Genomic DNA, 23,772 nt, shown 5'->3' on the forward strand with positions numbered 1-23,772 from the left:
CGTGGCGACCTATCTCAATCTCACGGCCAGGATGAACCATGTCTGAAATCAGCCCGGCGTTAAAGTCCCGCCTACACCACGTACGGCCGCCTGCGGTATCGACGCTGCCGGCGCGCTTGTTCCTGGCGGCGGTGGTGGCGTTCATCGTCTACGGTTCGCTGTTCCCGTTCGATTTCTCCGGCCAGGCGCAGTCGCTCGAAATGTTTTTCGCCGAGTCGCGCATTTTTGCCAACCGCGCGGACGCGACCGACAACTTCATCCTGTTCCTGCCGCTCGGCGTCGCGGTGCACCTGGCGTTTCGCAGCTACGCCGCGCGCGCCACCGCCGTGCTGCTGGCGGTGCTGCTGCTGGCGCTGGGCATCCAGCTGCTGCAGCTGTATCTGCCGAGCCGCATCGCGTCGGTGGCGGACGCGTTCTGGAATACCGCCGGCCTCGCCGTCGGCCTGCTGGTGGCCGCGCGTGTGCGCCATGCGTTGCGCGCCCAGCTGTCGGCCGACACCGCACACCGCGACCTGTTCCTGGTGTGCCTGGTGCTGCTGTGGTTCCTCTACGAGTCGTTCCCGTTCGTGCCCACGCTCGACATCGGCCTGCTGCGCGCGCACGTCAAGTCGGTGGTGTTCGCCCCGCCTTTCGAACCAATGCGCCTGTTCCAGCACGGCCTGGCGGCCACCCTGGTCGGCATTGCGGTGACGCGCATCGGCATGCTGCGCCGCCCTGTGGCCGGCGTGATCGGCCTGGGCGTGGTGGCGGTCGGCCTCGAAGTGCTGGTCGCCTACGGCAGCCTGCGGCGCGAAACGCTGCTCGGCATCGTGGCGGGGCTGGCGGCAGGCTTCGTCGTCGGCCGGCGCGTCAGCGCGCGCAGCCACGACCTCGCCTTTGCGCTGGCGCTCGGCGCCTACCTGATCACCGTGCTCACGCCGTACCGCGGCCAGGCGCTCGATGGCGGCTTCACGTTGACGCCGTTTTCGCACCTGGTCTGGCGCGGCGTGCTCAAGGAAGTGCCGCCGGCGGCATTCGAGGCGCTGGCGATCGGCGCCATGCTGTGGGCCGGGATGGCCGGGCCGGCACGCTGGCGCCAGCGCCCGCTGTTGTGGAGCGCGCTGGTGGTGCTGCTGTTGCTGGTGCTCGAATGGGTGCGCGTGGCGCTGGTTGGCGTGCACGGCGACACCACCACGCTGGCGATTGCGCTGATGCTGGTGCCGGCTGCCGTCGCCCTGCATGCCGGCGCGGGTGGGGAGGCACCCGTCGCTGCGGTGGAGCCGCTATCGCCGCCGCAGAGCCAGTCGACGCGTGCTGGCCATCCGCTGCTGCCGCTGGCCGCCACCGCCGCCGTGCTGACCTTGGCGATGTGGCTGGTGCTGCAGCTGCCCGGTATTCCGTACAACCTGAAAAAGCTGTTCGGCGAGCATGCGCTCGCGGGTGCGGCGGTGTTTTCGCTGGCGCTGCTGTGGCTCGGCGGCGGACCGTGGCTGGCCGCGCGCGCGGTGCTGCAGCTCGATGCGCGGCGCCGCCACGGCGCCTTCTGGACGCCGCTGATGGTGATCGGCCTGGCGCTGGTCAGCTACGCACTGGTCAACATCGCCACGCCGGCCATCATGCTCGAGAAGATCATCGGCGCGCCAGACCTGTATCGCCGCGTCGTCGACGACAATTACTGGGGCGAGGCCTGGCGTGCCGGCTTGGCCGGCTGGCCGCGCGTTGCGGTCGACGCGGCCGAACGGCTGGTGCGCTTCGTCGCGCTGTACGCGGTGTTTGCGATCCCGCTGGTGATCGGCTTGGCGGTGATCGCACGGCGCGACCGGCGCGCGCGCGTCATCGTCTTGGTACTGTGCCTGCTGCCGTTCTGGGTGCTGGCCAAGTACGTCGTGCTGGACTGGGCGATCACCGATAATCTCACCGAACTGGTGGTCGACGGCGGCGCATTCTACCTGGCGCTGGCGGTGGCGCTGTTCGCCGCCAATGCGGTGCTGATCGGAGGAGGGCTGGGTCGTTTGCCGGTGATGGCGGCGGCGACTGCGGCGCTGCTGGGCGCCAGCTGGATGCTGCTGAACCATGCCATCGAGACGGTGGTAATCAACGGCGGCAGGGTGTTCGGCGGCTTGCAGTTTCTACTCGGCGCCGACCGCACCACCTTGCTGGCGGCGCCGGAGCTGTTCGCCCGCTGGGGCGCGCTGTACCTGGCTGCGCTGGCCGCGGTGGTCGCCGGCATCGTGCTGGCCAGGAGATTGCGGCCGCTGCCGGCCGCGTCTTGATTACGCCTTCTTTTCGTGCGGTAAGGCACCGTAACTCATGGATTATTTAGGCTTAGGCTCGTTCGACCCCTGCCGTACCTGGGCCAGGCGGTTGCGCAGGCCCGGCAGTGGAAAGCCGAGTGCATAGGCCTTGTCGGCGTACTGGGCTGCCTTGTCGTACTGTTTCGTCTTCATGTACTGCAGGCCGAGATTGTAGTTGATGGTCGCATTCTCCGGCGCCAGTTCGACGCCCGTCTCGAACATGGCGATCGCTTCCTTCGTCCTGCCGAGGGAAGCGAGATAGTTGCCATACACGGCACGCACCAAGGGGTCATCCGGGGTGAATCGAATCGCGCGAATGAAATAGCATTCAGTCGGGAAGCGGGCACCCGGCATGTGCAAGGATTTGTCGCGCAGCGATATCCTGCCCATGGTTTCAAGCGCCCGGGGATGGTTTGGGATCGCCCGCAAGGTGTAGTCGATGTCGCCGGCGATCAGACCGGAAACGCCGCGAATCCCTTTTTCCACGTCCGCCGTGAAGTGCGCGTCTTCGACCAGGTCAAAGCCACCCGGCCCGCGAGTGCGGAAATCGAATGGTCCATAGTGGTTCTTCAATTCGCCGCAATAATTGGCTTTCGCGGCGAATACCGGGCCCGCCAACACCAGCAAGGCGCACGCAATGGCGTAGCTCACATTTTTTTTCATGGATTTCCCCGTGATTGACTCGCACCTGCGTGCGGCGATAATGTACAAAACTGTTCCCGTCGGCCAGAGCTTACCATGTCGTTAACCATGCGCCAGTCCAGCTGGACACCTGGTCCCGCCAGTGGCGTCGCGAAAACGTATGGTCGGCCGCTTCCAGGGTCTGGCGCGAGATGCGGGGCGCGTCGAGCAGCGCGCGCCATTGGCTCGTGCCATTGGCCATGTCGAGAAATTCCTTAGCCGTCAAGTCGGCGCCGCTGATCACCAGCAGCACTTTTCCGTCGAAACGCGCCAGCCCGGTCTGCATGCGGGTGTGGAATGAAGGCCGGGATGGCGTATTGTCCGAAGTGGCAGCGGCCCGGCCTAACACCGTGGCGAGCTGGTTCCAGAACGAGCGGGCGGCGGCGCCGTAATCGAAACGCAGCAACACGATCTTCCTCCACATCGCAGGGTCGAGCAGGCGCGCACGGTAGTAATGTTTGAGCGTGGTCTTGGCAAATCCCTGCGCGCTGCGCGCCCATGGATTGAGCAGCACCAGGCCGGTCACACGCGGATCCTGATTTGCGTAAAACAACGCTGCCGACGCGCCGTCGCACAGGCCCCAGATCACCACGTCCTCGAGCTGCGGAACGGCGGCGAAGAACTGGTCGATGGCAGCGCGCAGGTCCTCGTCGACTTGCTCAAAGTCGCGCATCTCGCCGCCGCTGTCGCCCATGCCGCGATAGTCGAACCGCAGCACGGCGAAGCCCTGCTCGGCGAGCGAGCGGGCCAACAAGGTGAATTGACGGTGGCTGCCGACGCGATATTGCGGGCCGCCGACAAGCACCAGCACGCCGCGTTTGGCCGGTTGTTCAGGCACGCTGGCTATGCCATATAAGGCCTCGTCGCGGCAGGCAAATTTAAGCCCAAGTTCTTGATAGTTCATGAGAATTCTGCAATAAAACTTGCGTGGTTGCGGCAACCAGGTCGGGCGCCTCGGCAATTTCCTGGGTCGCCCAGAATGCCGTCACGACTGCCCGGTGCATCTGCAGCGCCACGCCCTGGTCGCGCCAGCGCGCCGTCAGCTTGGTCACGGCGACACTTTCCGGGCGGTCGAGCGCCGATACTACCTCGAACCAGGCGACCGGACAAGTGGTGACGGCCAGGTGGGCGGCGTCCAGCCGGTCGATCGCCGCGCCCAGTTCGGGCGCGATTTCATAGCCGCCGACCTCGAGCATCTGGCCACCGATCAGGGTGTCGCGCAGCGACAGTCCGGCCGCGCTTTTATTGCTCTCCTTGTCCTCCGACAGGATCTCGCCGGCCGTCAGCAGGCGTAGAAACTGCTTGAGGAAGATGGCGCCGTTTTGCACCGGCTGCCACAGCACCAGACCCGCCAGCGGCAAGGCGCAGGCACACGCATAGTCGAGCGCAAGCAGGGCGCCCAGGCGCAATCCAAGCAAGCTGACTGGCTGGCCGAGGCGGTCGGAAAGCCATTGGTGGCCGGCCGCCAGGTCCTGCTTCCACAGATCCCAGCGCGCATCGCTGAAGTCGCCGCTACTGTCGCCGCAGCCATACAGGTCGATCTGCAACACGCCAAACCCGGCCGCAGCCAGGGCGCGCGCCTGCAGCGCGGCCACGCGGCGCGACTTGTTCATCTCGTCGGCAAATGGATGGACGTACAGCACCGCGCCGCGGCAGGGACCAGGCGCGGGGGGATGGAACAGGCAGAAGCGCTGGCCCGGACTGCTCTCTAAAAAGAAAGGGTCGGCGCTAGCACCCGGTAACGCTGGTTTCATTCGCCGAGCTTTTCCTGCACGAAAGCGGCCAGGCTGCCGAGAGTTTCGAACGTGCTGGCGCTGATTTCGTCATCCTCGACAACGATGCCGAAGTGCTCCTCGAGCGCTGTGATGAGAGTGACGACGGCCATCGAGTCGAGCTCGGGGATGCTGCCAAGCAATCCCGAACTGGCGGTCATCGTGTTGCGCGCGTCGCCCAGGCTGAGCACATCGGCGACGATATTTTTGACTTCCTCAAGATACATGCTAACTCCATTTTTTATTGGCTGTCATAGTACACCGCGGCGAGCTGGACAGTCCACACGGGATGTTGCCGATTTGCTCAGACGGTATCGCCAGCCGAACGCAGGTTCTTCATCATGCGCAAGGTAAAGCGCAGCCGGTCGCGGTCCCATGGGGTAAAGCGCGGCAATTGAAACTGGTCGCCGCCCGGCCGCGCCGCGCCCCACGACGTCGATACCGCCGCCTCGAAACCGAGCTGGCGCACCATCGCGACGTGTTCGGCGTGGTAGTCCTGGCCTGGTTTGCCGTTCGGGTAGGCAAATACGGTCACCGGTGCGTCGATCAACGCTTCGAGCGCGTGCTTGCCATCGGCAATTTCCTGCCGGGCCGCCGCTGACGGCAGGCGCGCAATAATCGGGTGATTGACGGTGTGGCCGCCGATTTCGATTCCGGCCTTGTGCAGCTGGCGCACCTGGGCCGAGGTCATCATCAGGTCGTTCGGCAGTACGACAGGCACGAGCGCGGCGATGGCATCAACATGCTGCTGGCGCTGCTCCATCGGAACATACTTGAGCTTGCCGAGCAGGGCCGTGATCGCCTGGCGGCGCTGCTCGATGGAGTCAAGCGTGAACGCGCCGTAGCCGACAGCAGACAAGTCGATCACTGATGGCGCATTGCGGATCAACTCGATGATCGTGTCGTTCCACATTCGTCCGCCGTTGAGAAAGCCGGTCGCCACGAACACGGTCGCCGGCACCCCATGCTTTTGCAGCAGCGGCAGCGCGATCTCTGCGTTGTCGGCATAGCCATCGTCAAATGTCAGGCAGGCTGCGCGCGCCGGCAGCGTGTTGTCGCGCAAACCGGCGACGGCCTCGCGCAACGAAATAATGTTGAAGTTTGCTTTAAGGAACGCCAAATGCTGCTCGAAGCGGGGTGCATCGATTTCGTCCGGGAACAATGGGTCCGGCCGCGCCAGGACCCGGTGATAGATCAGGATCGACAGCCGGTTTCGCAATGGCCGAAGCGAACCGAGCTGCTTGAGGGCGCCACAGGCCAGTGAAGGCAGTGCGTCACCGAGCCCACCGGAGGTGGCGCCGGCGCGTGTCGTAAGTGCGTTAGTCAGATTCATGCATGTACCTGTGGTGCCGCCGCAACGGCGCGCGGCTGTTGATTTGCCGAGGCGCGCGCCGCGGCCGCTTCAGCCTTCAAGGTGTTTTCGACCAGATAGCCGGTGCACACCACCAGAGCCATTAGATAATACGGTACGTCGTAGTACGCAAGGCTGAGAAAGGCGCCACCCACTGCAAACCCGAGCAAGCTGACCTGAATCATTGTACCGAGGGTCGCGGCCCACTTCAGGTCATCGCGTTTGGCCGTCATGCGCACTATCCAGGAACAACGCCTGAAGGCAAGGGTAGCCAGCAGCAAGTACAGCCCGAGGCCGACGAACCCGTGCTCCCCCAACACTTGGAAATAGATGCTGTGTGCGGCATGAACATCGTTCGGGTTGGGTGCATACAGGGCGAAGATGTTGCCGGTCCAAATGTGAAAACCGCCGCCAACCAGTGGGCGCTCCAGGGCCAGGTTGGTCGCCATTTTCCAGGCGTTAATGCGGCCCATTGCCGATTCATCTTGCTCGTACGTATTAATAGTATCCATTCGCGCGGTCCATTTGTCCGGCATGAATGCGATCGCCGCTGGCAGCAGCAGGACCATTACCGTTCCCATCACTGCTTTCTTTGGACTCTTCCACCACAGGTATCCCATCATGGCGACGATTCCGACTAAGGCCCCACGCGAATACGAACCGAGCGCAGCCATCGCACACAGCGCCATTACGGCGAGAATGCCCCGCTTGATCCATTTGTTGGGCGTCTCATGTACCAGAAAATACATCATTGGGATAATTGTGATGAAGGCCAGCGCGACCTCGTTGTTGCCCTCGATATAGCTGCCCTCGGGCCCCCACACCGTACTCGCACCGCCGCTCGCGACGGTAAATACGCCGCCCTTTGCGCCGTAGTAGCCAATCGACAGGCACAGCGCACACACAACCAGGTAAATCTGCCGGCGGGTCTTAATCAGCAGGATCATCGCCACCGTCATTACTGCCGTTTTCCACATGCGGATTAGCAGATCGGTGCACTCGGCCGGAAAGAACGCAAACAACGTGGTGACTACCATCCAGACGCAAAAAGCAAGATACGTCCAAACGATGGACGATCGGGGAAGCTGTTTTGGATCTTTTGTCAACAGCAGTGCGACCAGGGTGGTGGCGGCGACAATTGCTGCGAAAGGATAGGAGAATGCAAAGCCCCAGCTCAACCGGTGGGGATTCATCACGCTGATCCAAATATACATCAGGATTCCGATGTAGGGCCGCTTGAAAATGAAGGGCAGCGAGCCGAACACGATCAGCGTGATGATGATGTCTCTCATGGGATCGCTCGGCGAGGATGCGTTAGGGTTCTGAACAGTTGCATTGTCGACCGATAACGAAATGTTTGGCAACACATAATTGATATTGTTATTCTTCAAGTGTTAAGATTGCGTTGCAATTTTCTGCAATATGGTATGTTGCTGGGCGAACAGATAAGCTCCCCGCGTGGCGGTCGGCGTTGAATGGTTCATCAATCCGTAGTAACTACCCAACCAGCAACACACAAGGTTTTCATGAGCGCCCTGATCCACGACTTTATTTATCGCTCCGAGGGGCGAACTCCGGACGCGGAAGCACTTGTATACGGCAAACAACACCTCGACTACGCGTCGCTCGCCACAGCCGTACGCACTGTAGCTACGGGGCTGCTGCGCGCCGACATCGGACGCGGCGAACGAGTCGCCGTCTATTTGGAAAAGCGCGTTGAAAACGTGACTGCGATGTTCGGCGCCGCCGCCGCGGGCGCCGTGTTCGTACCCGTCAATCCGCTGCTCAAGCCCGAGCAGGTCAGCTACATTTTGGCCGACTGCAACGTGCGCGTGCTGGTCACCTCGGCCGACCGGCTCAAGCAGCTGGCGCAGGCGCTGCCGCAATGCCACGACCTGCACACGATCGTCGTGGTCGGCGACGGCGCCGAGCTGACGACGATTGGCCACATCCGGGTGCTGGCGTGGGAGTCGGCGATGAACGGCGCGGCAGGCGACACGCCGGCGCCACACCGGGCCATCGACGCCGACATGGCGGCGATCCTGTACACGTCGGGCAGCACCGGCAAGCCGAAAGGCGTTGTGTTGTCACACCGCAACATGGTCGCCGGCGCCGAGAGCGTAGCCAGCTATCTTAATAACACGGCAGCGGACCGCATCCTGGCGGTCTTGCCGCTCAGCTTCGATTACGGCCTTAGCCAGCTGACGACCGCCTTCAGCGTCGGCGCCACCGCGGTATTGATCAACCATCTGCTGGCGCGCGACGTGCTGCGCGCCGTAGTGGCCGAACGCATCACCGGCCTGGCCGCAGTGCCGCCGCTGTGGATCCAGCTGGCCCCGCTCGACTGGCCGGCCGATTGTACGCTGCGCTACCTGACCAATTCGGGCGGCGCGATGCAGCGCCCGACCCTCGACGCTCTGCGCGCGGCGCTGCCGAAGGCGCAGCCGTTCCTGATGTACGGGCTGACCGAAGCATTCCGTTCAACCTATCTGCCGCCGGCCGAACTCGACCGCCGTCCCGATTCGATGGGCAAGGCCATTCCGAATGCCGAAGTGATGGTGCTGCGCCCCGACGGCAGCGAATGCGCGCCGGGCGAGCCGGGCGAACTGGTGCACCGGGGCGCGCTGGTATCGCTGGGGTACTGGAACGATGTGGCCAAAACGGTCGAGCGGTTCAAGCCGGTCGTGTCGGTTCACCATGGCCTGCCGCTGACCGAAATGGCGGTGTGGTCGGGCGACACCGTCCGCAAGGACACCGAAGGCTTCCTGTATTTCATCAGCCGCAATGACGAAATGATCAAGACATCTGGCTACCGGGTCAGCCCGTCGGAAGTCGAGTCGGTCGTGTATGGCTGCGATGCGGTCGCCGAGGCGGCCGCACTCGGGGTGCCGCATCCGTCGCTGGGCCAGGCCATCGTGGTCGTGGCGTTCCTGAAAGAGGGCGCCGACATCGACGCGGCCGGCCTGTTGGCCGCCTGCAAGCCGCACCTGCCCGGTTACATGCTGCCCGCCCGTATCATCGTGGCGCCGGCCAGCCTGCCGCGCAATCCGAACGGCAAGATCGACCGCAAGCTGCTCAGCATGCAGCTCGAATCGAGCTTCGATGGCAGCGCGGCATGAACGCGCCGCGCCCAAAACACGCCGAGCTGACCCAGTTCGCCGTCGTCGACGACGTGCTGCAGGTCGGCGGCATCGCCTTGACCCGGCTGGCCGAACGGATCGGCCACACCCCGTTTTATGCTTATGACCGCGCCAGCCTGACGGCGCGCGTGGCGCTGCTGCGCGAGCACCTGCCGCCTGAAATTCACTTGCACTACGCAATGAAGGCCAATCCGATGCCGGCCGTGGTGCAGCACATGGCGTCGTTGGTGGACGGCATCGACATCGCCTCCGGTGGCGAGCTGCGCGTCGCGCTCGATACCCCAATGGATCCCGGCCTGATCAGTTTCGCCGGTCCCGGCAAAAGCGATGCCGACCTGTCGTGTGCGGTCGCCGCCGGGGTAGTGCTGAACATGGAATCGGAAGCCGAGATGGAGCGGCTGGCGCTGGTCGGCAAGCGGCTGGGCATCACGCCGAAGGTGGCGATCCGCGTCAACCCAGACTTTGAACTGAAATCGTCCGGCATGAAAATGGGTGGTGGACCGAAGCAGTTCGGGGTCGACGCCGAGCGCGTGCCCGAGATGCTGGCGCGCCTTGGCCAACTTGAGCTGGCGTTCCAGGGCTTTCACATCTACAGCGGCTCGCAGAACCTGAAGGCGGCGTCGCTGCAGGACGCGCACGAAAAAACGTTTGCCCTGGCGATCCGGCTGGCGCAGCACGCGCCAAGCCCGGTGCTGACGCTCAATATCGGCGGCGGCTTCGGCATTCCCTATTTTCCGGGCGAGGAGCGGCTCGACCTGGCTGCTGTCGGCGTCAACCTGAAGCGCTTGCTGCCAGATGTTCAGCGCGCACTGCCGGGCGCCCGGATCGACATCGAACTGGGACGCTACCTGGTCGCCGAAGCCGGTGTCTATGTCAGCCGGGTGATTGAGCGCAAGGTCTCGCGCGGCCAGGTGTACCTGGTCACCGACGGTGGCTTGCACCACCACCTCGCCGCGTCGGGCAACTTCGGCCAGGTGATCCGCAAGAATTATCCGGTCGTGGTCGGCAACCGCGTGCGCGGTGGCGAGCGCGAAACCGCTTCCGTGGTGGGGCCACTGTGCACGCCGCTGGACTTGCTGGCCGACCAGATGGACCTGGCGCGTGCCGACGTCGGCGACCTGGTGGTGGTGCTGCAATCTGGTGCCTACGGCCTGTCGGCCAGCCCGGGCGGATTCCTTAGTCATCCTGCCGCGCTCGAAGCGTTGGTCTGAACAATAAAATTGCAATAAGAGGAAAGCGATGACGGTATTTTGCGGAGTGGCGCAATGAGCGGCCTGTGCGGCTGGATCGGTCACGGCGCCAGTGCGGCGGATAATCGGGGTTTGATAGAATCGATGGCGGCGCCGCTGGCGCGCTTCGATGCGAGCGCGGTCACCAGTGCGCAAGGCAGCAGCAGTGCGGCGGCGGTAGCCGCCAGCGCCGCCAGCACCCACGTGTACCAGCAGGACGGCCTGATCATTGCCTTGTGGGGAAATGCGCGGGCTGGCGATGGCCTGCTGCACGCGCAGGCACAGGCCGAAGGGCTGGCGCCGGCGCTGGCACAGGCGTGGCGGCGTGACCCGGGCTCGGTGTGCGCACAGCTGCGCGGCGCCTTTTCGCTGTGCATCCTCGACGAAACCAGCGGCGAAGCGCTGCTGGCGATTGACCGCATGGGCACCCAGCCGATGGCCTACCAGAGCGTCCGCGGCGCGCTGGTGTTCGGCTCGTCGGCCGATGCCATCTTGCGCCATCCGCTCACGCCGGCAAAAATCGACCACCAGGGACTGTTCAACTACGTCTCGTTCCACATGGTGCCGGCGCCTGGCACCGTCTACCAGGGACAGCAGCGCCTGCTGCCGGGCGAGTCATTGCGCTTCAAGAACGGCGCCATCAGCAAGCAGCGTTACTGGCGTATCGAGTTCAAGGAAGACCACGCGCGCCAGTTCGGCGAGCTCAAGGAGCAGTTCATCCAGACGCTGCGCGACAGCGTGCGCGAAGCGAGCACCGGCGCCGAAGTCGGCGCCTTCCTCTCTGGCGGCACCGACAGTTCGACCATCGCCGGCATCCTGTGCGAAGTTGGCGGCAAGCCGGCAAATACCTATTCGATCGGCTTTCAGGCCGAAGGCTACGACGAGATGGAGTACGCGCGGCTGGCGTCGCGCCATTTCGGCACCGCCCACCATGAGTATTACGTCACGCCCGACGACATCGTCGCCGCCATACCGCAGGTAGCCGGCGTGTTCGACCAGCCGTTCGGCAATGCCTCGGCGCTGCCCGCCTTCTATTGCGCCCAGCTGGCGCGCAAGGATGGCATCACGCGCATGTTCGGCGGCGACGGCGGCGACGAACTGTTCGGCGGCAACGAACGCTATTCGAAGCAGCATATATTCGCGTTGTATCAGCAAGTGCCGGCGGCGCTGCGCTCCGCGTTGCTGGAACCGGTGATCGGCAATTTCCCGGGCGGCGAGCACATCAAGCTGATCCGCAAGGCGCGCAGCTACATCGAGCAAGCCAATGTGCCGATGCCGGACCGTCTCGAAACGTACAATCTGCTCGGCTTCTACGGCCACGACAAGGTGTTTACCTCCGATTTCATGGCTGGCGCCGATGCCAGCGGTCCGATCATGAGCCTGCGCCAGAGCTACGCCGAGAATCAGGCGTCGTCGCTGATCAACCGCATGCTGGCGCTGGACCTGAAGGTCACGCTGGCCGACAACGATCTGCCAAAAGTGCTGAAGGCCTGCGAACTGGCCGGAATGGAAGTGGCGTTTCCGTTCCTGTCGGAAGAAATGGTGGCGTTTTCAGCCGGCCTTACGGCGAAGCAGAAGCTCAATGGCACCAAACTGCGCTACTTCTTCAAGGAAGCGCTGCGCGGTTTCCTGCCCGACGAGATCATCACCAAGCAAAAGCATGGCTTCGGGCTTCCGTTCGGCGTCTGGCTGCAGCAGCACAAGCCGCTGCAGCAGCTGGCCAGCGACAGCCTGACCGACCTGAAGAAACGCAACATCATTCGGCCCGAGTTCATCGATACGCTGGTCGGCCAGCACCTTAACGAGCATGCCGGCTACCACGGGACCATGGTGTGGGTGCTGATGATGCTCGAGCAATGGTTCCGCCAGAGGGAGCAGCGCGTCTAGTGCCGTAACTCTATGTTGACGTTCCAACGATTCGATGCTGCAGGCTGCGATTTTCCGCCGCCGCGGGTACCGCTGCTGCCGGTCCCGAGGGCGCGCGACCTGACGTTTCGCCGGTCGCCGTCCGCCCGCGCGCTGAGTGGCGCCGGCGTGCGCCATTTTTCGCGCGGCCGCTATGCATTGCATGCGGCCTACCAGGCGGCCGGCGTAGGCGGTGGCGGCACTTTGCTGGCGCCGGCTTACCATTGCCGCACCATGCTCGATCCGGCCCTCGCGCTAGGCGCCGAGATCATGTTTTACCCACTCGGCGAAGACTTGCGGCCGGACGTCGCAGCAATCGCTGCGCTGCTGAGCGAAGTGAGCCAGCCGGTCAGGGCGCTGCTTGTGCCGCACTATTTTGGCTTCCCTCAGCCTGCCGAAATGATGTCCTCGCTGGCCGAACTTTGCCGCATGCGTGGCGTTTTCCTGATCGAAGACTGCTCGCACGGCTGGCAAATCGCCACCGAGCAGGGCCCACGTTGCAACTCTGGAACTGGCCGCATGGTCGTGGCCAGCCCGTATAAATTTTTCCCCTCTCCTGACGGCGGCACGCTGTGGGCCAATGAGTCGCAGCTCGACAACGCGGCGCCGTCAAAAGCGAGTGCAGCAGTCGACGAACTGAAGGCGCTGGTTAAGGTGCTCGCTCACGGGGGCGGCGCAGCCGGGCTCGGCGTCGCCGCCGCCGCCGGTGCGCAAGCCGCGCGCGGCCAGGACTATTGCGAAACCGGTGCGCTCATTTCAATCCACTATCAGCGCGCGGCTGAGAATCAGCGCGGTCTGGCGCTGTCGCGCGCGATTGTGCGGCATACGTGTGCGGATGTTGCGGCAGCGAGAAGGCGAGCAAACTACGTGCGCTGGCTCGGTGTCACCGCCAAGTTGGGTAGCGCTGAAGCGCTGTTCGATGCGCTGCCGCCCGACTGCACTCCCTACATGTTCCCATTGCTGCTGCAGGCGCCCGATCCGCATTTCTTTCAGCTCAAGCAACTCGGCATGCCGGTATGGCGATGGGACGACATGGCCGTTTCGCCGTGCAAGGTAGCGGCCCGGATGCGGCTGCACCTGCTACATCTGCCTTGCCATCAAAGTCTAAGCGAGCGTCAGATGGACTGGATGACCAGTGCCGTGACGCAGGTGCTGGCAGAATGACGACGATCCCTCCACTTGCCGGCCCGATGGCCCCGCACGCGACCGGTGTTGAAGTCGTGCGTAGTCCCGACCTGCTGGCGGCCGATGTAAGGGCGTTCCTGGATGATGCAGAAACACGCTGCGTTGAATTCGGTCTGGCGTGGTTCAGCAATCTGGCAGCGACCGTCTACCCCGGCAGTGACGAGTTGCGCTTTTACGTGCTGCGCCGCCACGGTGCCGTGCTGGCGGTACTGCCGCTGCGCGCCGAGCGCGCACGTCTTGGCTGGACCTTGCACGCCTTCGGCAATTTCTATACGACGCAGTTCGAGCCTTTGTTTGCGCCCCGGTGCTGCGCGGCCGACCTGGTGCCGCTGATGGCGGCGATGCAGTCCGACTTTCCCGGCTTGAGCGCCTTGCGCCTTGCGCCGATGGACCCCACCGGCCAGCCGTTCCAGTTGGTGATCGAGGCGATGCGCCTTGCCGGTTGGCGACCGTTCGATTTTTTTTGCTTCGGCAACTGGTATCAGCCGGTGGACGGTTCGTGGATCGCTTACCTGGCGCAACGGTCCGGCACGTTGCGCAGCACCATCAAACGCATGACGAAAAAATTCGGCGGCGACGGCGGCACGCTTGAAATCGTCACTGGCAGCGCCGATGTCGCGCGCGCGATCGACGCCTACAACCTGGTGTACGCCAGCAGCTGGAAGCAAGCTGAGCCTTATCCTGAATTCATGCCTGGCCTGGCGCGCACCTGCGCTGGTAACGGGTCGTTGCGCCTTGGGCTGGCATGGCTGAACGGCAAGCCGATCGCCGCGCAGTTGTGGATCGTCGCGCACGGCCGCGCGGAAATTTATAAGGTCGCGTACGACGAAGGCTTCAAGGCGTACGCGCCGGGCACACTGCTGACGGCGCTGTTGATGGAACACGCCATCGAAGTGGACAAGGTCATCGAGGTCGATTACCTGATCGGAGACGATCCGTACAAAAAAACCTGGATGAGCCACCGGCGCGAACGATGGGGCATCATCGCTTACAACCCGCGCTCGGTTGGGGGACTGGCCGGCTGGGCCCGTGAAGTGCTGGGCCGGCGCGTCAAGGCGCTCAGGGCCAGGCTCAAGGCAGTTTCCGCACCGGCCTGAGGTGCCAACGCCGGCCGGCGTCCACAGATCAGGCGCCGACATTTAGCTGCTGCGTGATAACATTTCCATATTGAATATCCTGTTGAATTATGCGCACACGAGTTTGCCTCACCATCGACACCGAATTTAGCATCGCCGGCGCGTTCCAGGACGCGGCCTGTGTGCCGGTTGCCGAGCCGATGGTGTGGTGCGACGTCGACGGCCGGTCTGAAGGCCTCGGTTTCCTCTTGCAGCAATTCGCCGAGCACAATATTCCTGCTACATTTTTTGTCGAAGCGCTGCACCGGGCCTACTTTAAACACGATCCGATGGCTCCCATCGCGCGCCGCATTCATGACAGCGGCCACGAAGTGCAGTTGCATGTGCATCCCTGCTGGTCGGTATTCGACCATGACGACTGGGCCGCGCGCGTGCGCGCGCAGCCGCGCCAGGATGACTTTTTTGGCCGCAGCGAAGACGACTCGCTGCGCCTGATCAAGCAGGGCATCGCGGCGTTCGGCGACTGGGACGTGCCGCGGCCGCGCGTGTTTCGCAGCGGCAGCCTACAGCACGACGATGTACTGTACCGGGCGCTGGCCCGTGCCGCCATTCCATACAGTTCGAATGTCGGCCTGGCCATTTTCGATAGTGGCGATCCCGACTACCAGATGTACAGCGGGCGGCACGTGCGTCACGGCGTGGCCGAGTTTCCCGTGCTGACGTTTTGCGACTGGCGCCTGGGCAGCCGGCGCCACCTCAAGTCGCTGACCATTGCCGGCACCAGTTTTGCCGAGATGCGTACGCTGCTCGACCAGGCACAACGGGCCGGCGTCGCGCTGGTCGTCATCTTGACCCATCCGTTTGAGTACGTGCAAAGCCGCGACCTCGGGCGCCAGCGGGCGCGCCGGCATGGGGTCAATCAGCACAGGCTGGCGTCGCTGTGCCAGTACCTCGACCAGAACCGCGACCGGTTCGAACCGAGCGGCATGGCGGCGGCGGCCGATCATGCCGGCCCCGACACCACGGCCAACAATTTGCAGCTTGAAAGCGGCCTGTTGCACAGCGTCTGCCGCATGGCGGTCCAGGTTTCCTATGACAATTATGGCGCGCTGGCGTTGGCCGGCAATACAGGAGTGAGACATTGAAAGCGTGGATCGATCGCCGTTTCGGCACTTCGCGAGGCCTGCTGCGCCTGCTGCTGGCGTATGCAGAACTGGGCACTGGCCGGCTGCGCCAGTTCCGGCTGCATCGACCCGAGCAGGTACAGCGTTTGGTCTACGTTTGCCTCGGCAATATCTGCCGTAGCGCGTTTGGTGACCAGGTCGCGCGCGAAAGCGGCCTGAAGGTGGCATCGTTCGGCCTGTCGACCAGCACCGGGGGCGGCTCGCCGGTCGCAGCGCTCGAGGCGGCGCGGCGCAACGGCATCGACATGGCGGCGCACCGCGCGGTGGACTGGACCGACTTCAAAGTCCAGCCTGGCGACCTGTTTCTGGTGATGGAGGTGCGTCAAGCGCACGAAGTGCGGCGCCGGCTTGGCGACCGCGATGACGTCCAGGTTTGCCTGCTGGGCATGTGGTGTTCGCCGCCGGTGCCGCACCTGCATGACCCGTTCACACTCAGCCCGGGCTATTTCGACACCTGTTTTGCGCGCGTACGCCAAGCCACGGACAAGCTCAGCGGCGAACTTTCCGGATCGGTGCGAGTGGCGCCAGGGCCCACGATGCCGGAAGCGAAATGAACAAGGAATTCTCGATCTATCTGGACCTGGTGCGATTTCTAGCATCGGTGCTGGTGGTGGTGTATCACTCGAACATTCGCGCCGTGATCACCGAAAAGCTGCCTTTCAGCAATCACGGCCATGCAGCGGTGATCGTTTTTTTCATTCTGTCGGGCTACGTCATTTCGTATATCGCCGCCACGCGCGAAAAGACGCCCGTCGCCTACTGGTCAAGCCGGCTGTCGCGGTTCTATTCGCTGGCCATTCCCGCCGTCCTGCTGTGCCCGTTGCTGGACATGGCCGGCGAAGCGCTGGCGCCGAAATTCTACGTCGACGCCACCACCCACAGCTTTGCCTGGCTGCGCGTGATGACCAGTCTGCTCTACCTGAACGAGATCTGGACAATTTCGATCATGTCGTTCTCGAACGTGCCGTACTGGTCGCTGTGCTACGAGATGTGGTACTACGTCCTGTTTGCCATTATTACCTTCACCCGCGGCAAGGCCCGCGTGCTGCTGTTTGCCACGACGGTGGTGTTTCTCGGTCCCAAGATCCTAGTGCTGGCGCCGTTATGGATGCTGGGAGTGGCGTTGCATCGCTGGCAAGCCTTGGGGCGCTTGCCGGAATGGCAGAACTGGTTGCTGTTTCTCGCTTCCTGGCCGGCCTATTTCGTCTTTCACCACTTCGACCTCACCGAATACGGCAGCCAGATATTGCGCAGCCTGATAGGTGACAAGTGGCACACCACAGCGGCTTTCTCGAAATTCTTCATTACCGACTACCTGTTGGCCCTGATTATCGCCGCCAATTTTGTCGGCTTTCGCGGCGTCGCCCACCGATTCGCCGCGCCGCTGCTGCTCGCTGAAAGACCGATTCGCTGGCTGGCCGGTTATACCTTTTCGCTGTACATCCTGCACCAGCCGCTGCTGCAGTTCTTCGCCGCGCTGTTCAACGGCGATCCGTCGGGAATCCTGTTCTATTGCGAGGTCATGGGCGCCACCGTGCTAACCATCGGCGTGATCGGCGCCTTTACAGAACATAAGCGGCATCACCTGAAGGCATGGATCGGTAAGGTGCTGACGTCGCTGATGGCGAGCAGATGGTGGCGCCAGGGCGTGACGCCGGCGCTGGCCGGAAAAGCGGAAGCGGGCAGATGATGAGCGAGTTGAAGCCCGCAGTCGTACTCGGCATTGATACCCCGATCGGCCTGGCCATCATTCGCGACCTGGGAAGCCGCGGCGTCGCCGTCACCGGCATTGGGCGCCATGCCGGCGCGCTCGGCATGTCGTCGCGCTACCTGCATCAGGGGCTGCTGCGCGCCAGTGGCGAAGCGGCGCTGGTGGCGCAGTTGCGGGCGCTCGGTCGCCAGCTAGGTCCGGCGTGCCTGTTCGCCATTTCAGAAAGCGACATCGCGTTGCTCAACCGGCACCGCGCAAGTCTGAGCGGGTTTGCACTGATGTTCGCCGATGAGGCGCGCATGACGAGCGTGCTCAACAAGGAGCAAACATACGCGGCCGCCGCGCGGGTCGGCATCCGCGTCCCCCGCACCGAACAGCCAACCTGCATGGCGGACGTGCTTGCGCTGGCCGGCGTGTTGCGGTTTCCGGTTGTGTTGAAGTGGGCCAATCCGAACGATATTGCGGCAACCCTGGCCGACGCCGGACTTGCGCTCGACAAGACGCATTACTGCGACTCGGCCGGCGAACTGGCCGCCTATCTGCAGCCTTACGAACAGGTCGGCATCTATCCGCTGGTCCAGGAGTATTGTGCCGGCTACGGGCTCGGCCAGTTCATCCTGATGCACAACGGACAAGCCCACTACACCTTCCAGCACCGCAGGGTCCACGAATGGCCGCCGGAAGGCGGTTTTTCCAGCATGTGCGAATCGCTCCCGGTCGATGCGCACCAGGGCCAGATGGCACACTCTATTGCGCTGTTGCGCGAATTGAACTGGGAGGGCGTGGCCATGGTGGAATATCGCCATGACCCTGTTACGGATACTTCCGCGCTGATGGAGATAAACGGGCGCTTCTGGGGCAGCCTGCCCCTCGCCTACCATGCCGGCGCAGCTTTCCCATGGCACATGTATTGTCTGTTTGGCATGGGCGAACCAATTGATCAGCAGGCTTACCGCAGTGGCCTGCGCTGTCGTTTTATCATTCCGGAAACGAAGCGGCTTCTACGCATCTTGTTTCAGCAGCACGCCATTGCCGACCGCACGCTGGCATTTCGCCGACTGCCTGAGCTGGCCGGGTTTCTGGCGGATTTTGTGCGCCCCCAAACACGCTATTACGTGTTCGAATGGCGCGACCCGATGCCTCTGCTCGCAGACCTAGGCCAAATGGTAGTAACGATCGGACGCCGCCTGCTGTATCAAGGACGTCGCGCCTGATTCGCGGCGGGGGGGCCGGCCCTTGCCGGTCTTCATCAGGTCACCGTAGTATATCACTGACCAGCGGACGCTACGATGCGTCCCCCACCCTGCATGCCTGCGCCCTGCGGCGTCAAAGTCGCATGTGGGAAGCTAGTGCCGCACCTCTGTCCAATGACAATGCGTAAGACGATACCTAAGAGATAATTACTTTTAGCCATCTTCATTGCTCAATCAAAACATTGCCCTCTACATACAGTCTTTTATTGGCTTAACGCAACAGAACGCAAATTATTCGTTGATAATCGGCATTTCTTGCCAACCGGACATTTTCATCGCTAATTCTGAGCAGTAGAATCGGACCAGCTCATCCATAAAGGCATTAAAGATTTCCTAGCAGCACTAAACTGCGCGGTAGCCGCTGCACCTGGCGCGCTTCTCTCCTCCTAGGACCATTGGACCTCTGCCGTGTCCCTAGCATCTAATCGACCAAGTTCGGAAAAATCATGATCAACAACGACCGTCGTAATTTCATCTTTAAATCAACCATGCTGGCCGCATCAGGGGTCCTCACGGCCTGTGGCGGAGGTGGCCCCGGCCACGCCGGCGTTGATCCGGTCTCGCCGGGCGTGCCGGGCGATCCGTCCAGCCCGGCGCCGACCGAGCCGCCGCAATCGGCGGCCGTCGCGGTGATCGGCCCGCCGTTGGCCAATGCAACAATACGCCTGTCAGGCACATCCGCCGTGAGGGCTGCGCCGTATTGCCTGGGCTATGCCTTCCGCCGCGGCGATGTCCCCGCCGGCAAAGTGCTGATTGGCGCGACGGGCAGCATGCAGGTAGTGCCCAAAAATGTCTGGCCTGACGGGTCGCTAAAGTTTGCCGTCATTTCCGGGCACGCCGATGTGACGGCCGCCGCCGACACGATCCTCAATGTGGTGGTGACGTCGCCGCCGGCCAGTGCGCCAAGTCAGCTGTCGACCGCCAAGCTGCGGGCCACTGAAATCGTCGCCGAGGTCGGTTGTGGTAGCTTTGGCACAGTCCGCTGGACCGGGGCGGATTGGGACGCGCCGTTCCAGACTTGGGTGCAGGGACCGGTCATGTCTTCCTGGATCTATCGCAAGCCGGTTGGCGCCGATAAGCACCTGGTCGCTTGGCTCGAAGTAAGGCTGTGGGCGAGCGGTGCGGTAGAAGTACTGCCATGGATCGAAAACGGCTACCTTAAGGTTGCCGCGCCAACCAACAAATCTGCAACGTTCACTTTTACACTTGGCAAGACGCAACGCATGAGTGCCGCCATTGACCTCAAACACCATCAACGCACTCCGCTCATCAATGGAGCAGCGTTGTCGTATTGGCTTGGGGTCGATCCGGGCGTAATTGCCCGCCACAATACAGCGTACTTGCAGGCTACCGAACTGGTGCCATCGTACCAGGCGGTAGTTGACGCAAGCGCAACCGCCGTGACCCGTTTGCCGACGACTTATCTGCCCCTGCAGGCCGGCAGCTTCAATTTCGACAGCGACTCGATGGGCTCGTCAGGTTACCAGGATCCGATTGGATTGTTGCCGCAGCACGATGTACTTTACCTTACGACCGATGCCAAAATTGCGCATGCAGGGGTGATCCGGAACGGTTTCAGTGCCGGCCGGTACGCACTGCACTATCGGGACGAAAGCACAAACCGACCTCTTCGGTTCAGTAGTTATCCGACCCTAAATATTGGCAATAGCCAAGCATTCAAGGACAATGGTGGGTCTACCACCAACTCGTACACACCGACCCCGACGGGCGGCAACGGTCCCAGTTGGGATGTCGCACACAGCCCGTCAGTCGGCTACATGGCGTATCTGGTAACCGGTCGCTGGTACTTTATGGAGGAGGTCCAGTTTGCCACTACCGCTAACTACTTGGGCAACGGCGACAATCAGTACCTGCGCCTGGGCAGCAAGGGCTTGGTCCGGGCCGCGCCTGGCGCCTGGCAGACGCGCAGTTGCGCATGGGACTGGCGCGCCCGCGTCCAAGCCCTTTGTGTCACACCAGACGCTGACACTGTGTTGCGATCAGAATTCATAGCGTCGGTCGAAGCAAACATCGACTATTTCCATAGCCTGTATATCGTGCAACCTAACAATCCGTTCGGCTGGATCAAGCCGGGAGAAGGCTATGGCGATGGCAGTCTACGCCAAGGCGCGTCTTGGCAGCAAGACTTCGTGACGGCCGCTTTCGGCTACTCGGTTTCGCTCGGATTGCCGATATCGGCCAAGGCGACATCGGATCTGGCTGCGTTCTTCCAGTGGAAAGCACGCAGCGCAGTGATGCGACTCGGGCCAAAGAGTGGCTTCTGGTATGTCAACGGCGCGCCGTACACCATGATAATCACTCCAAGCAGCGCACCTAACTATGATAACGGTACCGGCCCTTGGTACCAGTCGGACGCCGAGGTCTACAACGCGACCTACGCTGTTGCACCTCCCTGGATGGGAAAGGTAGAGGGAACATTGGCTGCGGAAATACTGCCGGGAGCAGACGCAATGTGGGGCAATCTGATTCCTGCAATCGCTTACGCGGTACGGCACAATGTACCGGGCGCCCTGGAAGCTTACAGCCGCATTCAGAGTGCGAGCAATTGGCCTGCCTTGCGTGCTGCATTCAACACCCGGCCGGTGTGGTCAATAAAGCCTGCCGACGGGTCGCTAGTATTGCCGCCTGTTGTGGTCGCACCAGTAGAGCAGAGTTCGACGACCGCTGGCGCGCCGGCATGGGCTGTAAATGCGCCGCTTAACGCTTGGATGGAGATTCCGGGCACTGCGGGCGCAGGTGGAACCCAGATCGAGTCGTACTCTGGTTGGGCTAAGCTACCCAACGGGAAAATCGCCATCACCTTGGCAGGAGGCCACGGCGACGGGACCAGGAACAGTACGGCCATGATCGATATGCTGGCCAATGCACCGGCCTGGGTAGAGATTGGCGCACCGAGCCCAACCAATACATACGACGTTGCTTACAGAGAAGACGGAAAGCCAAATACTTCGCATACTTACTACACGACAATGTGGGTGCCTGCCACGAACCGCTTGATGCGTATTGGTTCGATCTACACCTCCGGCGCGTCAACCATGATCTTCCCGACTGTTGACGGCTTCGACATGGCCTCGAAGACGTGGGCGCCGGCAGGAACCTACCCCAACGTACCGGTGGGCGGCCAAGGCTTCGGATACAACCCAGTGACAAACCAGGTATTCTTGGGTAATAAATACTACAACCCCCTTAACGGCGCTATTACCAACATTGCCACTGGCGGGGTCATCATGCCCCGGTCACCGTGGGCTTGGGATACCAAACGCAATCAGTTCTTTGGGATCTGCCTGGGCGACAACCAGCGTTACAGCATTAGCCTCGGAGTGTTGGCGGCAAAAATCGCGGGCACGACGGCGGCTGCCATTACGATCGGCGACAGCCTTGCGAAAGCACGTTTTGCCAGCGAATACCCGGAATACGCAGCGCTGGAATACGACCCTGTAAATGATTGTTACCTTCTTTATTCTGGTGCACCGACCCCTTCGGGTGCTTCGACGGCAGGCCATCTGTACAAGATCAAACCTAATGATTCTTCGGTGTGGCCGATCGATTTCTTTAACTACGGACTGGGTGGCATTACGCCGATTTCATCGGTGGCATCAGGCGTGCTCAACAAGTTTTCGTACATTCCTGAGCTGAAGGGATTCGTGATGATGGCGACCAAATCTTCGAACCTTTACTTCCTACGTACCGCATGATGCATTGATGTGACTGGGCTCGAATGAGGCAACTATTGCCCTAGTTCCCACAGTCTCGCAAGAGCTGTGGGATTTTTTTATCGACGACGCTGCGTAAAGAATACGTATTGCTTACGGCATTGAATATGGGCAAAATGGTTCCTTTGATGAAATTGAAATTTCATTGAAGTACACGCGATTCGGCGCTTCCCAAGGTCGGTCCATCAAGCTGTCGAGCTACGCTATTTAATTACTGGTACCGAATGCATCCTCTTATATCGCGCCCGGAAAGGTGCTTGATTACCGGCGCCTCTGGCTTTATCGGAACGCGCCTGTGCGAACTGCTCGATCAACAGGGTGTTCAGCCGTACACGCCGCTGGTGCGTAGCCCCATTGCCGCAACTGCGCTGCGGGCACGCTGGCCGCATCTGGCAGTGGCCGATCTGCTCAATACCGCTGACCTGAAGCGGGCGATGCAAGGGTGTGATTCCATTATTCACTTGGCCCATAGCGACCGCGGCCCCGAGGCGACCCGGCGGCTCGTCGATTGCGCGATCGAGCGCGGCATTGCGCGCTTCGTCCACGTCAGCACGATGTCAGTCCATGGACCTGCGCCCGGGCCCGAGGCGGCGCGCGAGGACACGGCTCGTATCGGGCGCTACGATCACGATTACTCCGATTCAAAAGCAGAGCAAGAGGAAATCGTGCAGTCCGCGCATGACCGGGGCGACCTGCAAGTCGTTATCCTCAGGCCGACGGTGGTGTATGGCCCGAACAGCCACTTTGTGCTGCAAGTCATCGAGCAGGCGCGCGATGGCACAGTGACCGTGTTCGACCACGGCACTGGACTTTGCAATGCCGTGTATGTCGATGACGTGTGCGACGCAATCGACGCCGCCCTGGTACGCGCAGAAGCGACCGGACAGGCGATGTTCATCAACGGCGATCAGACAGTCACCTGGGGTGAATTTATCAACGCCTTTGCCGCGATGGTCGAGCCGGCACCGCAGGTAACCAATCTTTCGTCGGCCGACGCGCTTAGCTACTGGGCGGCGCATCCGCCGGTGCACGCCAGAAGTCTGCTCGGCCGGATCGGTATCAAGTTGAAAAAGCTGGGTGGCTGGCAGCCACCGGTGGCGCCATGGCCAAACGCCGGCAGGGTCCAGCGTGAAATATTCCCGGTCGCCTTCCATAACGAGAAGGCCAAGCGCGTGCTTGACTGGGCCCCCAAATTCGACTTTCCGCACGGCGTTTCTGCAACCCGAAGCTGGCTTGGCGCAGCGGGTTACCTGGCATGACGCGTCCAAAGGCAGTAAT

At 62.3% G+C, this 23,772-nt stretch carries 18 protein-coding genes; 12 read left to right on the forward strand and 6 right to left on the reverse strand.

Going from position 1 to position 23,772, the window contains the following annotated elements; translation table 11 throughout:
- Nucleotides 1-38 precede the first annotated feature (38 nt).
- Nucleotides 39-2,252: a VanZ family protein gene (locus tag CR105_RS02120; protein ID WP_099786767.1), complete on the forward strand. Its 2,214-nt coding sequence runs from the start codon at nucleotides 39-41 to the stop codon at nucleotides 2,250-2,252.
- A gap of 42 nt (nucleotides 2,253-2,294) precedes the next feature.
- On the opposite strand, the gene CR105_RS02125 is transcribed toward CR105_RS02120, so the two are convergent.
- The 6 genes from CR105_RS02125 to CR105_RS02150 form a co-directional block, all read right to left on the reverse strand.
- On the reverse strand, nucleotides 2,295-2,936 hold the full coding sequence (locus CR105_RS02125; protein ID WP_099786768.1) for a tetratricopeptide repeat protein: 642 nt from the start codon (nucleotides 2,934-2,936) through the stop codon (nucleotides 2,295-2,297).
- Between the two features lie 70 nt (nucleotides 2,937-3,006).
- Entirely contained in the window at nucleotides 3,007-3,894 is an 888-nt protein-coding gene (locus tag CR105_RS02130) for a hydrolase 1, exosortase A system-associated (protein WP_229413551.1), read from the reverse strand.
- Nucleotides 3,833-4,708 (reverse strand): hydrolase 2, exosortase A system-associated, encoded by an 876-nt coding sequence (locus CR105_RS02135; RefSeq protein ID WP_099786770.1) that lies wholly within the window; start codon nucleotides 4,706-4,708, stop codon nucleotides 3,833-3,835. Before CR105_RS02135 ends, CR105_RS02130 begins: the two co-directional genes overlap by 62 nt.
- Entirely contained in the window at nucleotides 4,705-4,953 is a 249-nt protein-coding gene (locus CR105_RS02140) for an acyl carrier protein (RefSeq protein ID WP_099786771.1), read from the reverse strand. Before CR105_RS02140 ends, CR105_RS02135 begins: the two co-directional genes overlap by 4 nt.
- 77 nt (nucleotides 4,954-5,030) lie before the next feature.
- The gene (locus CR105_RS02145) at nucleotides 5,031-6,059 is read right to left on the reverse strand and encodes a polysaccharide deacetylase family protein (RefSeq protein ID WP_099786772.1); all 1,029 of its coding nucleotides are present in this window, start codon (nucleotides 6,057-6,059) and stop codon (nucleotides 5,031-5,033) included.
- Nucleotides 6,056-7,369 carry a putative O-glycosylation ligase, exosortase A system-associated gene (locus CR105_RS02150; protein ID WP_099786773.1) on the reverse strand — a complete coding sequence of 438 codons (1,314 nt, stop codon included), beginning with the start codon at nucleotides 7,367-7,369 and terminating at the stop codon, nucleotides 6,056-6,058. The genes CR105_RS02145 and CR105_RS02150 overlap by 4 nt, the downstream gene beginning before the upstream one ends.
- 234 nt (nucleotides 7,370-7,603) lie before the next feature.
- Between CR105_RS02150 and CR105_RS02155 the strand changes: the two genes are divergently transcribed.
- From CR105_RS02155 to CR105_RS02205, 11 genes are all read left to right on the forward strand, one after another.
- Nucleotides 7,604-9,196 carry an acyl-CoA ligase (AMP-forming), exosortase A system-associated gene (locus CR105_RS02155; RefSeq protein ID WP_099786774.1) on the forward strand — a complete coding sequence of 531 codons (1,593 nt, stop codon included), beginning with the start codon at nucleotides 7,604-7,606 and terminating at the stop codon, nucleotides 9,194-9,196.
- The gene (locus CR105_RS02160; protein WP_099786775.1) at nucleotides 9,193-10,428 is read left to right on the forward strand and encodes a pyridoxal-dependent decarboxylase, exosortase A system-associated; all 1,236 of its coding nucleotides are present in this window, start codon (nucleotides 9,193-9,195) and stop codon (nucleotides 10,426-10,428) included. The genes CR105_RS02155 and CR105_RS02160 overlap by 4 nt, the downstream gene beginning before the upstream one ends.
- Before the next feature lie 54 nt (nucleotides 10,429-10,482).
- Entirely contained in the window at nucleotides 10,483-12,333 is a 1,851-nt protein-coding gene (locus CR105_RS02165) for an asparagine synthetase B family protein (protein WP_099786776.1), read from the forward strand.
- A gap of 12 nt (nucleotides 12,334-12,345) precedes the next feature.
- A complete protein-coding gene (locus tag CR105_RS02170) occupies nucleotides 12,346-13,515 on the forward strand; it encodes a DegT/DnrJ/EryC1/StrS family aminotransferase (RefSeq protein ID WP_099786913.1) in 1,170 nt (389 codons plus the stop codon).
- Nucleotides 13,512-14,633, forward strand: a complete 1,122-nt coding sequence (locus tag CR105_RS02175) for a GNAT family N-acetyltransferase (protein ID WP_180288059.1) — start codon at nucleotides 13,512-13,514, stop codon at nucleotides 14,631-14,633. The genes CR105_RS02170 and CR105_RS02175 overlap by 4 nt, the downstream gene beginning before the upstream one ends.
- Nucleotides 14,634-14,722: 89 nt before the next feature.
- A complete protein-coding gene (locus CR105_RS02180) occupies nucleotides 14,723-15,757 on the forward strand; it encodes a polysaccharide deacetylase family protein (RefSeq protein ID WP_099786778.1) in 1,035 nt (344 codons plus the stop codon).
- Nucleotides 15,754-16,350, forward strand: a complete 597-nt coding sequence (locus CR105_RS02185; RefSeq protein WP_218968644.1) for an arsenate reductase/protein-tyrosine-phosphatase family protein — start codon at nucleotides 15,754-15,756, stop codon at nucleotides 16,348-16,350. Before CR105_RS02180 ends, CR105_RS02185 begins: the two co-directional genes overlap by 4 nt.
- Entirely contained in the window at nucleotides 16,347-17,486 is a 1,140-nt protein-coding gene (locus CR105_RS02190; RefSeq protein WP_099786779.1) for an acyltransferase family protein, read from the forward strand. The genes CR105_RS02185 and CR105_RS02190 overlap by 4 nt, the downstream gene beginning before the upstream one ends.
- Nucleotides 17,483-18,721 (forward strand): carboxylate--amine ligase, encoded by a 1,239-nt coding sequence (locus CR105_RS02195; protein WP_131021632.1) that lies wholly within the window; start codon nucleotides 17,483-17,485, stop codon nucleotides 18,719-18,721. Before CR105_RS02190 ends, CR105_RS02195 begins: the two co-directional genes overlap by 4 nt.
- 485 nt (nucleotides 18,722-19,206) lie before the next feature.
- The gene (locus CR105_RS02200; protein ID WP_099786781.1) at nucleotides 19,207-22,476 is read left to right on the forward strand and encodes a hypothetical protein; all 3,270 of its coding nucleotides are present in this window, start codon (nucleotides 19,207-19,209) and stop codon (nucleotides 22,474-22,476) included.
- Nucleotides 22,477-22,751: 275 nt separating this feature from the next.
- Nucleotides 22,752-23,753 carry an NAD-dependent epimerase/dehydratase family protein gene (locus CR105_RS02205; protein ID WP_180288060.1) on the forward strand — a complete coding sequence of 334 codons (1,002 nt, stop codon included), beginning with the start codon at nucleotides 22,752-22,754 and terminating at the stop codon, nucleotides 23,751-23,753.
- Nucleotides 23,754-23,772 lie beyond the last annotated feature (19 nt).

The sequence above is a fragment of the Massilia eurypsychrophila genome, from assembly GCF_002760655.1.
Lineage (GTDB): Bacteria > Pseudomonadota > Gammaproteobacteria > Burkholderiales > Burkholderiaceae_D > JAFCUW01.